We start from the raw sequence: 12,432 nt of genomic DNA, 5'->3' as shown, positions 1-12,432 counted from the left end.
GCGCGGCACCGGCCGCCGCACCTCCGCCGGCGGCGCGCAGGCGCCGAAGGGCGGCAAGGCGGCCACCACGGCCACGAAGACCGCGACCGGGGGCCGCGCCCCCGCCCGGCGCACGGGATCCGGCGGAGCGGGCAAGGCGGGCGAGACCGCCGCCCCGTCCGCCGGCCGGAGCGGCGGCGACCGGCGCCCGCGCCGGCGCACCGCCGGCCGCGGCGGCACGACCGAGCGCTGACCCCGGGCCCGCACGCCGCCCCCCACGCGAGCCGGACGGACCGAGGCCGGCTCGTCCCGGTCTCCGCGGCGCCCCGGGTCGTACGATCCCGGGGTGCACCCCACGGCGACAGCGCAGACCAGCAGTGCCTCCCGGCCCTCCGGACCGGTCCCGGCGAGCCCCGAGGAGGCGCTGGCCCTGGCGGCGGCACCCGGCGGGCCTCCCGGCGGGTGGCGCGACTGGCCCGCGGAACTGCTGCCCGCGCCGGTGCGGGTGGCGCTGCTCCGCGCCGAACTGGCCCGGGATCCCGGGGTGGTGGAGCGGGAGGAGCGCGGGGAGGCGCTGTACCAGGCGGTGCGCGGCACGGGCGTGGTGCGGTGCGCGCGGGCGGACCTGCTCGTCGGGGCGCTCGCCGGAAGCGGGGACGCCGTGCTGGAGGGGGAGGCGCTGCGGCTGGCGGGGGAGGGGCTGCGCTCGCGGGCCCTCGACCCCGGGTTCGTACGGAAGACGCTGACGGGACTGCTCGGTTCGGGCTCCGCCGCCGTCGTGAACCGGGCGCTCGCCGCGCTCGCCGAGCCCTGGGCCGCCGTCGCACCGCTGCCGGCCGAACGGCTCGACGGCCTGTTCGGCCCGGCGACCGCCGACGCCGCCCTCACCACCGCCGCCGCCCACGGGCACGGGGAGCCGCTGTGGCGGGCGGCGGCCGATCCGGACCGGGCGCCGCGCGTACGGAGGCGGGCCCTGGCCCTGTACGGGGAGACCGCGCGGCGCGGCGACGTACCGGCCGTGCTGCGGCTCGCCGCCGAGGACCCGCTGCTGCTCGCCGGTCCCGCCGTCGACTGCCTGCGCGCGATGCACCGGCGCGGCCACTTCGTCACCGCGCCCGACGTGCCCGCCGTCCTGGCCCTCGCCCTCGCCGACCACACCGTCCCGGCCCGCGCCGTCGCGACCGTCCTCTACACCGTCCGGCACGACGTGCTGCGCCTGCTGGAGGGCGCCGCGCCCGGCGATCCGTCGTGGCCGCGCCGGCTCGACCTGCTCGTCGCGCTGGACGAACAAGGCGTCGGGAGCCTGCCGGTGGCGCCGGCGATCGCCCGCGTCCTGCCGGACGCGGCCGTCCCGGGGCCGTTCCTGCGGGCGCTGCGGGCGCTCCGCGACCCCGGCACCGAGGACGCCGTCCTCGCCGCCCTCCCGCACGCGCCCGCCGACGCGCTCGACGCGCTGGAGGCCGTCGGCGGCGAGCGCACGGTACGGGTCCTCGGCGCCGCCCTCGGCCTGGCCACCCTCTCGCCCCCGGACGCCGCACCCGAACCGGCGGCGGTGGAACGGGCGTTGCGGGCCCACCGCGGACGGGCCCTGGAACTGGTCTGGCTGCTGGCCACCGACCCGCGGGTGCGCCGGGAACTGCTCGCCCGGATGGACGCCGCCGCACTGCCCGCCCGGGTGGCCGCCGACCTCGGCGGCCCGGACCCGCGCGAACTCGCCCTCCTCGCCGCCCACCTGGATCCCGGCCGGCCCGTCGCCGCCCTGACCCGGCTCGCCGCGCACGCCGGCCCGGAGCTGCTGCCCGTCCTCGCCGACCTGCTGCTGCGGATCGCCGGCGAGGCGGCCGCCGCCTGGGAACCCGACGGCGCGCCGCCCGTCCCCGACGCCGAGCCGACCGTCCCGCCGGAGGCCGTCACGGCGCTGTGCGACCTCGGGCGGCGGCTGCACGCACGCGGCCGGATCCGCCCGGTGTGCCTCCTGGACGCCCCCGACGCCGACGCCGCCGGCCCCGCCCTCGTCACCGACCTGACCCTCGGACTGCTCGACCGGCCGGGGCTGACCGCCGGCGAACAGACCGTGCTGCTCCGCCTGCTGACCGACCTGCCGGAGGCCCCGCCCGCGACGGTCCGCCGCCGGGTGCACCCCCTCCTGCGCCACCCCGACCGGCACGTTCGCAAGCACGCCGTCGCGCTCCTCGCCCGCGACACCGACGGCCACGGCGTCGAGGCCGTCTCCGCGACGCTGCTCGCGCTGACCGGGCCCGACCGCGACCCGCAGACCGTACGCGGCACCCTGAGCGCGCTCGGCGAGGCGCGGGCCCACTGGGCGTCGGACGCGATCGCCGCCTGCCTCGACCACCCCCGGATGAACGTCCGCAAGACGGCGGCCCGCGCCCTCGCCACCGCCGGCACCCCCCGGGCCGTCCCCCGCCTCCTCCACGGCCTCGGCCGCAGCGACAACCCCGGCCTGCGCGCCCTCCTCCTCGACGCCCTCCGCGCCCTCCTCGGCGACACCCTCCCCGCCGCCGTCACCGCCGCCGCGCACCACGCGGCGGACGCCCGGGTCCGCGACCGGCTGCTCGCCGGGCTCCCCAGGGAACCCGCCCCGGACCCGGACGCGGCCGACCTCGCGGTCCTGGCGGAGCAGGGCTGGGACCCCGCCGCCGCCCTGCGCCTCGCCGAACGGCCCGCCCCCGCCGCACGGCTCCGCCCCACCCGCGCGTACCTCGCCGACTGGCTCGCCCTCGCCGCCACCACGGAACGGGCCCGGCGAGCGGTCCTCGCCGTCCTGCCCGACGCGATCGGCCCCGGCCCCCGCACGGCGCAGGAGCGCGGCGTGCTCGCCCGGCACGTGACGGTGCTCCTCGACGGGCTCGCGGAAGCGGACGGCGGCACCCGCGACGGGATCCTCGCGCTCCTGGAGGAGATCGCGGACCGCCCCGGGCCGGGCGGTCACGTGACGGCTGCCGTACGGGCGCTGCCGCCGCGGGCCGCCGGCCGCCGGTCGGCGCTCCCGCTGCTCCGGCGCGCCGGGGCCGTCCTCGTCCGCGCCGACCTCGACCGCGAACTCGCCGCCGCCGACCGGGCGTCCGACCCGGCCGGCACCGGACGGACCGTACTGCGCGACGCGTTCGGGATCACCCCGGCCACCGCCCCGCCCGAGCCCAAGCCACCCTGGTACGACGAACTCGCCGCCGCCACCCGGAGCGCGCGCGAACTGTCGGCGTACCGGCGGCGCCACGCGACCGGCGGCTCGCGCGCCCTGCTCACCGCCCTCGCCGACCTCCACGCCGGCGCCGCACCGGACGTGCGGACCGCGCTCCTCGACTGGATGACGGACCTCCAGCCGCCGGGCGCCCCACCGTGGACACTCGCCGAGGAGGCCCGCGCCGCGGACTCCGCACCGCGCCGCGCCCACCCCGCCGACCTGGGCCAGCCCCGGTCCGCCGCCCAGCGGGAGCGGCTGCTGGCCCTGCTCGGCTCCGGCCTGCGGCAGCAGCGGAACACCGCCGCGCACACCCTCCTCGCCTGGCCGGAACCGGAGGCTCGTGCCGCCGCCCTCGACGCCCATCTGCGCGGCGGCACCGACGCGCCCGACGACCCCGTCCTGCGGGCCGCGCTGGGCAGGGCGCTCACCGAAGCCGGCCCGGCGATGCCGCTCGACCCCGGACTCCGCCCCGACCGGATCGCCCGCATCGCCGCCACGGCCCCCGACGACGCCGCGCTCCAGCCGCTCCTCCCCGTCCTCCTGCACCTGTGGGAGCACGGGCCGGACGACGGCACGCGGGCGGACGCGTTCCACGCGCTGCGGCGCCTGCCCGCCGACACCCTGGCGGCGCACCTGGAACCCCGGCTCGCCGCGGGCGCCTCCGGCCTCCTGGCCCTGGTCGCCGACCGCCCCCTGCTCCGCACCCCCGTGCTGGACCGGCTGCGCGACCGGCGCCCCGGGGCGGGACTCCGGCTCGTCGACGGACCGCTGCACGACCCCGAGACCGCCGAACGGCGCGCGGCGGCCCTCCGCGCCCTGCGGGAACGCGCGCCCCTCCCCGTACCCCCGCCGTCCTCCGCGGACGCGGACGGCGACCTGGCCGCCCTGCTGCGCTCGCCCGAGCCCGCGCGGATCCGGCGCGCCCTCGCCCGCCTGGAGGAACGACCCGGCGCACTCGAACCGGCCGCCCTGGAGGCCGCGTTGCGGGACCTGCTGCGGCATCCCGAGGCCGGCGTACGGCTGCACGCGCACCGCACCTCGCGGGCGCTGCTCGACCGGGACGCGCACCTGCGGCTGACCGAGGACCTGTTGCGCGACCCGCAGCCCGACGTGGTGCGGGGCGCGATCCGGGTCCTGTCGCAGGCGGGCCGGCGGCAGGCGGTGCCGCTCTTCGTCGCGCTCCTCGACCACGGCCGGGCCGTCGTGCGGCGGGCGGCAGAGGAGGCCGTGCTGCGCGCCGGGCCGGAAACGGTGCCCGCGCTGCGCAGGTCCGCGTCCCGCGCCCGCCCGGACCGCAGGGCCCGGTACGAGCGCCTGCTGGCGCGGATCCGGGAGGCGGAGAGGGAAGCGGAGACGGAGGCGGAGCGGGACGGCGGCGGCCGGGGGCGGACGTGACGCGGACGCGCCGCGGGGCGGCGTACGCCGACGGGTGTCGGGTACGCCGCCCTGGTGGGGGGCCGCGCGGGTCGCGGTGAGGAAGAAGGGGATCAGGAGGGGTCGCGCCGGAAGACCGACGTCGACCAGAGGTAGCCGAGGGCCGTCAGGCCGAGGCACCAGGCGACCGCGAGCCAGCCGTTGTGGCCGATCCCGGTGCCGAGGAGCAGGCCGCGGAGGGTTTCGATGGCCGGGGTGAAGGGCTGGTACTCGGCGATCGGCTGGAACCAGCCGGGCATCGAGCCGATCGGGACGAACGCGCTGGAGATCAGGGGCAGGATGACCAGCGGGAGGGCGTTGTTGGACGCGGCCTCGGCGTTGGGGGAGACCAGGCCCATGCCGACGGCGATCCAGGTGAGCGCGAGGGCGACGAGGGCCGTCAGGCCGAACGCGGCGAGCCATTCGAGCACGGTCGCGTCGGTGGAGCGGAAGCCGACGGCGACGGCGATGGCGCCGACGAGGGCCACGCTCATCAGGCACTGGAGGACGCTGCCGGCGACGTGTCCGACGAGGATCGACGGGCGGTGGATCGCCATGGTGCGGAAGCGGGCGATGATGCCCTCGTTCATGTCGTTGGCGACGGAGACCGCCGTGCCGACCACCGTGCCGCCCACGGTCATCATCAGGATCCCGGGCACCACGTAGGCGACGTACGCCGCGCGGTCCGCGCCGCCGCCCATGCCCGCGCTCATCACGTCGCCGAAGACGTAGACGAAGAGCAGCAGCATCATCACGGGGGTGAGGAGCAGGTTGAGGGTGAGGGAGGGGTAGCGGCGGGCGTGGAGGAGGTTCCGCCGGAGCATCGTGGACGAGTCGCGGACGGCGAGGGACAGGGCGCTGCTCATCGGGCGTTCTCCTGCGGCTGGGCGGGGACGGGCGTCGGGGTGTCCGTGGCGGTCAGGGCGAAGAAGACGTCGTCGAGGTCCGGGGTGTGGACGGTGAGTTCGTCCGCCTCGACGCCGGCCGCGTCGAGCCAGTCGAGGATGGCGCGCAGTTCGCGCTGGCTGCCGCCGCTGGCGAGCTGGAGCGTCAGGGCCTCGTCGTCGGGGGTCGCCACCTGGAGGACCTCGGCGGCGCTGCGGTAGGTGGTGGGGTCGGTGAAGCGGAGGCGGACGTGGCCGCCGGGGATCTGGCACTTGAGCTGGTCGGCGGTGCCTTCGGCGACGATGCGGCCGCCGTTGAGGACGGCGATGCGGTCGGCGAGTTCGTCGGCTTCTTCGAGGTACTGGGTGGTGAGGAAGACGGTGACGCCGTCGGCGACGAGGTCGCGGATGATCTGCCACATGGTGTGGCGGGAGCGGGGGTCGAGGCCGGTGGTGGGTTCGTCGAGGAAGATGATCCTGGGGCCGCCGACGAGGGTCATGGCGATGTCGAGGCGGCGTTTCATGCCGCCGGAGTAGGTGGAGGCGGGCTTGCTGGCGGCGTCGACGAGGTCGAAGCGGGCGAGGAGTTCGGCGGCGGTCCTGCGTCCCTCGGTCTTGGTGAGGTGGTGGAGGTCGGCCATGAGGAGCATGTTCTCCTCGCCGGTGATGAGGCCGTCGACGGCGGAGAACTGGCCGGTGACGCCGATGGCGGCGCGGACCTGGTGGGCGTGGGTGGTGAGGTCGTGGCCGGCGACGGTGGCGCGGCCGGAGTCGGCGGAGATCAGGGTGGAGAGGATCTTCACGGCGGTCGTCTTGCCGGCGCCGTTCGGACCGAGCAGGGCGAAGACCGATCCGGCCGGGATGGCGAAGTCGACGCCGTCGAGGACGGTCTTCTCGCCGTACGCCTTGCGGAGGCCGGTGGCGGTGATGGCGGCGGGCACGGGTCGGCCGTCCGCCGCGCTAATCATGGGCATGACAGAAGAAGGCATGGGGCCCTCCGGTCGAAGGGGGTGAAGGGTGAAAGTGCAGGGGGTGGTGCGGGCAGGGGATGAGGGGGCGTCAGGCGCGGGCGCGGCGGACGTCGATGTTGCCCCAGTTGCTGCGGGCGCGGATCCTGACCGTCTCCTCGGACTCCTCCGGGGCGTCGGACGCGGTGAGCGCGTTGCGCACCTGGCCGTGGTTCGAGCTGACGTCGAGCCAGGCGGCGGTGCCCTGTCGGACACCGACCTCGATGGAGCCGTTGGACGTCTCCAGCTGGACCTCGCCGCGCGCGACCTCGGCGACGCGAAGGCTGCCGTTGGTCGCGGTGCCGGTGACGTCCGATCCGGCGCGCATGATCTCGATGGCGCCGTTGGCGCCGTTCACCCGCAGTGCGCCGGTGACGGTGTCGACGATCGTGCTGCCGTGCGAGTTCTTCAGGACGGCGGGACCGGAGATCGTACCGACGCGCAGGCTGCCGCTGCTGGCGGTGAGGTCGGCCGCGCCCTCGATCCGGTCGACGCTGGTCGAGCCGTGCGCGGCGTTCAGCGTCAGCGGGCCGGTGGTGTCGAGCCGGACGTCGCCGGCCGCGATCTTGACGCGGGACTCGCCGAGCCGGCCCTCGCCGATCAGGGAGGCGGCGGCGCTGTTGACGTCGACGGCGGAGCCGGCCGGCAGGTCCACCGTCACGTCCACGATGCCGCCGCGGCCGAGCAGGCTGGGCTTGGGGGTCTTCAGGGTGAGGACCCCGCGGGCGTACGTGACCTCGGTCTGCTCGGCCGCCCGCACGTCCAGGTCCTTCTTCGCGTTGCGCGGCCGGACCTCGACGACGGTGTCGGGGCGGTCGCCCGCGGTGAACTGGAGCGAGCCGGCGTACAGGTAGGCGGTGACGGAGATCGGTGCGGGCGTGTCGAAAGAAGGCATGGCTGTGCCGTCCTCTTGGGTCGTCGGGTCCGTCCCCGCTGGTGGGGGCCGTGAGGGGTGGAAGCGGGCGGGCGGGTGCCGGGCGGTGCCTAGCGGACCCAGCCCGTGATGCTCTGTCCGGTGGCGCGGCTCTTCTCGGGGGTACGGGGGGCGGTGCCGCCGGCGACCGCCGTCGACACGGCCCGTACCAGCCAGGCGTTGACCGACAGGCCCTCGCGGGCGGCGGCCTCCTCGGCGCGGGCCTTGAGGTGGGCGGGCAGGCGCAGGTTGACGCGGGCGGTGCCGCCCTCGTCGCTGTCGGGGGCGGCCGGGGCCGGGACCGGTTCGGCGGCGGGGGCCGGCTGGGCGGGGGCGGCACTGTCGGTGGGCGGCGGTGTCACCACGAAGTCGGGGTCGAGTCCGCGGAGCCGTACGTCGACCGAGCCGGGGGCGAGTTCGCGGGTGATCTCGTCCATGGCGGCGGAGAGCACGTTGAGCATGGTCAGGCGGGTCGCCGACTCCAGGGGGGCGGTGAGCCGCTCGGCCAGTTCGCGCGCTTCGTCGCCGCCGGCTTCGGCGGCCACCGCGAGTTCGCGGCGGAGGCTGTCGACGTACGGGTTGAGGTCCATGACGCCATCATGGCACCACTATGGCGCCATGCGCAACCCTTGGTGGTGCCATGTGGCGCCGCGTGGCGCCAAGTGGAGCCATGGATGGCACCGATCGGTGTCGCGATGGCGCCGCATGGCGCCGCTTGCTGGTGCAGTGGTGTCACGTGGTGCCTGTGTCGGCGCCCCGCGGTGAGTTCGGCGGCGCCCAGGCGGCGTACCGCGACCGCCGCCCCCGGGCCGTCACTCGTCCAGGTCAAACCGGGCGTCCGCGAGTGTCCGGCGCCGACGCGGCGCGTAGAACGCTATGCGGGGCGCCCGGGGCGGTCGTCCCGCCCCGTCCCCCTGCCCGTCGGCGGCACCGCGCCCCGCGCCCGCCGGCCTCAGACCGGAGCTGCACACGATGACCGACACCGGTGACGCGATCACCTGCCCGTTCGACTTCAGCGAGGCGCTGGAGTTCGACCCCTCGCTCACGGCGCTCATGGCCCGCGCGTCCCCGTCCCGCATCCGGCTCCCGTACGGCGAGGCCGACGCCTGGCTGGTCACGGGCTTCGACGGCGTACGGCAGGTGACCACCGACGCCCGGTTCAGCCGGGCGGGCATCGTCCACCGCGACTACCCGCGGCTGACGCCGGAGCCGATCGTCTCGCCCGAGTCCATCAACGTGATCGACCCGCCGCGCAGCAGCCGGCTGCGGCGGCTGGCGTCGCAGGCCTTCGCGCCCCGGCGCGTGGCGGGCATGCGCGGGGCGATCGTGGAGCTCACGGACCGCCTGCTCGACGAGATGGAGGCGGCGGGCAGGCCGGCGGATCTGGTGCGCCACCTCTCGGACCGGCTCCCGCAGGAGACCATCTGCGAACTGCTCGGCATTCCCGGCGGCGACCGGCCCCGGATGCAGGAGTACGCGCACCGGATGCTGGCCACCGACCAGGAGAGCCGCCGGGCCGCCGCCGACGCCAAGGCCGCGCTGCGGGCGTACTTCGGCGACCTGGTCGACGCGCGGCGGCGCGCCCCCGGTGACGACCTGATCAGCGCCCTGGTCGCGGCCAGGGACGGCGAGGACACGTTCGACGACGGCGAGGCGGCGGTCATGGCGCTGACGCTGATGCTCAGCGGGCACGACACGGCCACCTGCCAGATCAGCAACATCGCCTATCTGCTGCTGTCCCGGCCGGAGTTGGCGGACCCGCTCCGGAGCCGTCCGGAGTCCCTGCCCGCCGTCCTGGACGCACTGCTCCGCTTCATCCCGTTCCGCAAGGGCGTCGGCATTCCGCGCGTGGCGCTGGAGGACGTCGAGCTGGACGGGGTGAAGATCCGCGCCGGCGACTTCGTCCACGTGTCGTACCTGACGGCGAACCGGGACCCGGAACGCTTCGAGGCCGCCGACACCGTCGACCCGGACCGCACCCCGCTGCCCCACATGACCTTCGGCTGGGGCAACCACCGCTGCATCGCCGTGCCCCTGGCCATGGCGGAACTGGAGGTGGCCTTCGGGCGGCTGCTGGCGCGGTTCCCCGGACTGCGGCTGGCGGTCCCCGCGGACGAGGTGCGCTGGGACGCGGCGACCATCCGGCGCTTCCCGGTCAGCCTGCCCGTGACCTGGTAGGCGGGCGGCGCGGGGGCCGAGCGGGACGGGGAGCGGCGGTCGCCGCCCCCGTCCCCCGGCTCGCACCGGCCTGGCCCCGAGCCGTCGGCCATACCGTCAACTCCCCTCCCCTGAAGTGTGGTTGACGTCAGGTCTGGACCAATCTACGGTCGGCGGGAGCGCGCGCCCTGCCCCGGAACGCCCCCCCCACGTCCCAAGGAGCACCGCATGCCAGGCTCACGGATCGCCCGCGCCCTCGGCGCGGGCGCGACCGCCCTCGCCGCCCTCCTCGCCACCGTCACCGCCGGCTCCGCCCCCGCCGCCGCCACCCCGGCGGCGAGCGCCACCGCCGACACCTGCGCCCTCAAGCCCCGGCCGGCCGGGAAGGTGCTCCAGGGGTACTGGGAGAACTGGGACGGCGCCGCCAACGGCGTCCACCCGCCGTTCGGCTGGGTCCCGATCGACGACCCCCGGTTCGCCGCCCACGGGTACAACGTCGTCAACGCCGCCTTCCCCGTGATCCGTTCCGACGGCACCGTGCTGTGGGAGGACGGCATGGACAACACCGTCCGCGTCTCCACCCCGGCGGAGATGTGCCGCGCCAAGGCCGCCGGCGCGACCCTCCTCATGTCCATCGGCGGCGCCGCCGCCGGGATCGACCTCAGCTCCCGGGCCGTCGCCGACCGCTTCGTGGAGACGATCGTCCCGATCCTCCAGAAGTACAACTTCGACGGCATCGACATCGACATCGAGACCGGCCTCGTCGGCAGCGGCAGCATCACCACCCTCTCCGCCTCGCAGGCCAACCTGATCCGCATCATCGACGGCGTCCTCGCCCGCATGCCCGCCGGCTTCGGCCTCACCATGGCCCCCGAGACCGCGTACGTCACCGGCGGCAGCGTCGTGTACGGCTCGATCTGGGGCGCGTACCTGCCGGTCATCAAGAAGTACGCGGACAACGGGCGCCTGTGGTGGCTGAACATGCAGTACTACAACGGCAGCATGTACGGCTGCGCGGGTGACTCGTACGCCGCCGGCACCGTCGCCGGGTTCACCGCGCAGACCGACTGCCTCGACCGGGGCCTGGTCGTCCAGGGCACCACGATCCGCGTCCCGTACGACAAGCAGGTCCCCGGCCTGCCGGCCCAGCCCGGCGCCGGCGGCGGCTACATGGCGCCCTCCCTCGTCGCCCAGGCGTGGAACCACTACGGCGGGCGCCTCAAGGGCCTGATGACCTGGTCGGCGAACTGGGACGGGTCGAAGAACTGGACGTTCGGCGACAACGTCAAGCGCCTCCAGGGCCGTTAGCGCCGCCTTCCCGGCGCGCTCCCTCCCGCCGCGCGCCTGCTGCCCGGCCCTCGCGTGTTACCCGTGGGTACGTCATGATGGCGGCATCCGACGACGACCGACCCCGGGGGCTGAGGCAGCGGTGACCATCGAGAAGCGGACCACGGTGCACGTCTTCCGGGACGACTCCCTCGGCGAGCACGACGCCGTCGGTCTCGCCCGGGCGCTCCGGCGGGGCGAGGTGAGCCCCGCCGAGGTCGCCCGGGACGCGGCGGCCCGCGTCGAGGCCGCGGCGGGACTCCACGCGGTGCAGACCCCGCTCGACCTGCCGGCGCTCGGCGGCGGGACCGGCGGGGCCTTCGCGGGCGTACCGACGCTGGTCAAGGACAACACCGACTACGCGGGCCTGCCCACCGGCCACGGCAGCGGCGCCTTCACGCCCCGCCCGGCCCGCCGGCACGCGCCGTTCGTGCGGCAGCTCCTCAGCACCGGCGTCACCGTCCTCGGCAAGACCCGGCTGCCCGAGTTCGGGTTCAGCCCGACCACGGAGTACGAGGCGGCCGAACCGGTCCGCAACCCCTGGCACACCGGGCACTCCGCGGGCGGCTCCTCCGGCGGAGCCGCCGCGCTCGTCGCCGCCGGCGCCGTACCGCTCGCCCACGCCAACGACGGCGGCGGCTCCATCCGCATCCCCGCGGCCTGCTGCGGTCTCGTCGGCCTCAAGCCGACCCGCGGCCGGATGGTGCCCAACGAGCAGAGCCGGCACCTGCCGGTCGACCTGGTCGTCGACGGCGTCGTCACCCGCACCGTCCGCGACTCCGCCGCGTTCCTCGCCGCCGCCGAACGCCACCACCGCAACCCGAAGCTGCCGCCGGTCGGCCTCGTCGAAGGGCCCTCCGACCGCCGGCTGCGGATCGGCTACCTGCTCGACTCGCCCAACGGCGTCCGCTGCGACGACGACACCCGGGCCGCCGTCACCGACACCGTCGCGACGCTGCGGGGCATGGGCCACACCGTCGAACCCGTCACGATGGACCTCGACCCCCGCTTCACCGAGGACTTCCTCACCTACTGGGGCATGCTCTCCTTCCTGCTCGGCGCCACCGGCCGCACGTTCGGCGCCGACTTCGACCGGCGCCGCATGGACGGCCTCAGCCGCGGGCTGCGCGAGGAGTACGTGAAGCGCTGGCGCGACACCCCCGGCGTGGTCCGGCGGCTGCGGCGGACCAAGGTGGCGTACGCGGCGGCCCTGCGCGGCCTCGACCTCGTCCTCACCCCGGTCCTCGCCCGCACCACCCCTCCGCTCGGGCACCTCGCGCCCTCCGTCCCGTATCCCGTCCTGGTCGAGCGGATCCTGGAGTACGTCGCCTTCACCCCGGTCGACAACGTCGTGGGCACCCCGTCCCTCTCCCTGCCCAGCACCCGCACCACCTCCGACGGCCTCCCGGTCGGCGTCCTCCTCTCCGGCCGCCCCGGCAGCGAACGCGTCCTCCTGGAGACCGCGTTCGCCCTGGAAGCCGAGCGGCCCTTCCGGCGCGTCCAGGACGTCCGGCCGTGACGTCGAGCGGGTGACGGCGGGGGCCCGTG

The 12,432-nt window shown here is 76.3% G+C and carries 8 protein-coding genes and 1 pseudogene; 5 read left to right on the top strand and 4 right to left on the bottom strand.

Annotation, left to right across the window (positions count from 1 at the left end):
- Positions 1–232 (top strand): annotated as a pseudogene (locus tag ACFVQZ_RS04240) (DEAD/DEAH box helicase); the annotation flags it as partial.
- A gap of 93 nt (positions 233–325) precedes the next feature.
- Entirely contained in the window at positions 326–4,579 is a 4,254-nt protein-coding gene (locus tag ACFVQZ_RS04235; RefSeq protein ID WP_383619502.1) for a HEAT repeat domain-containing protein, read from the top strand.
- A 92-nt stretch (positions 4,580–4,671) separates the two neighbouring features.
- Here ACFVQZ_RS04235 and ACFVQZ_RS04230 read toward each other — a convergent pair whose 3' ends face one another.
- From ACFVQZ_RS04230 to ACFVQZ_RS04215, 4 genes are all read right to left on the bottom strand, one after another.
- Entirely contained in the window at positions 4,672–5,463 is a 792-nt protein-coding gene (locus tag ACFVQZ_RS04230; RefSeq protein ID WP_383619500.1) for an ABC transporter permease, read from the bottom strand.
- Positions 5,460–6,470 (bottom strand): ATP-binding cassette domain-containing protein, encoded by a 1,011-nt coding sequence (locus ACFVQZ_RS04225; RefSeq protein WP_383619498.1) that lies wholly within the window; start codon positions 6,468–6,470, stop codon positions 5,460–5,462. The genes ACFVQZ_RS04230 and ACFVQZ_RS04225 overlap by 4 nt, the downstream gene beginning before the upstream one ends.
- Positions 6,471–6,540: 70 nt before the next feature.
- Complete coding sequence (locus ACFVQZ_RS04220; RefSeq protein ID WP_383619496.1) at positions 6,541–7,383, bottom strand: DUF4097 domain-containing protein; 843 nt, start codon at positions 7,381–7,383, stop codon at positions 6,541–6,543.
- 89 nt (positions 7,384–7,472) lie between these two features.
- Positions 7,473–7,991 (bottom strand): toxin-antitoxin system HicB family antitoxin, encoded by a 519-nt coding sequence (locus ACFVQZ_RS04215; protein ID WP_383619494.1) that lies wholly within the window; start codon positions 7,989–7,991, stop codon positions 7,473–7,475.
- Between the two features lie 382 nt (positions 7,992–8,373).
- On the opposite strand from ACFVQZ_RS04215, the gene ACFVQZ_RS04210 reads away from it, so the two are divergent.
- From ACFVQZ_RS04210 to ACFVQZ_RS04200, 3 genes are all read left to right on the top strand, one after another.
- The gene (locus ACFVQZ_RS04210; RefSeq protein ID WP_383619492.1) at positions 8,374–9,579 is read left to right on the top strand and encodes a cytochrome P450; all 1,206 of its coding nucleotides are present in this window, start codon (positions 8,374–8,376) and stop codon (positions 9,577–9,579) included.
- Positions 9,580–9,786: 207 nt separating this feature from the next.
- Complete coding sequence (locus tag ACFVQZ_RS04205; RefSeq protein WP_383619490.1) at positions 9,787–10,866, top strand: chitinase; 1,080 nt, start codon at positions 9,787–9,789, stop codon at positions 10,864–10,866.
- A 121-nt stretch (positions 10,867–10,987) separates the two neighbouring features.
- Complete coding sequence (locus tag ACFVQZ_RS04200) at positions 10,988–12,403, top strand: amidase (protein WP_383619489.1); 1,416 nt, start codon at positions 10,988–10,990, stop codon at positions 12,401–12,403.
- Positions 12,404–12,432 lie beyond the last annotated feature (29 nt).

The organism is Streptomyces sp. NPDC057854, assembly GCF_042797055.1.
Lineage (GTDB): Bacteria > Actinomycetota > Actinomycetes > Streptomycetales > Streptomycetaceae > Streptomyces.
This window is presented reverse-complemented; position numbering and strand designations above follow the sequence as displayed.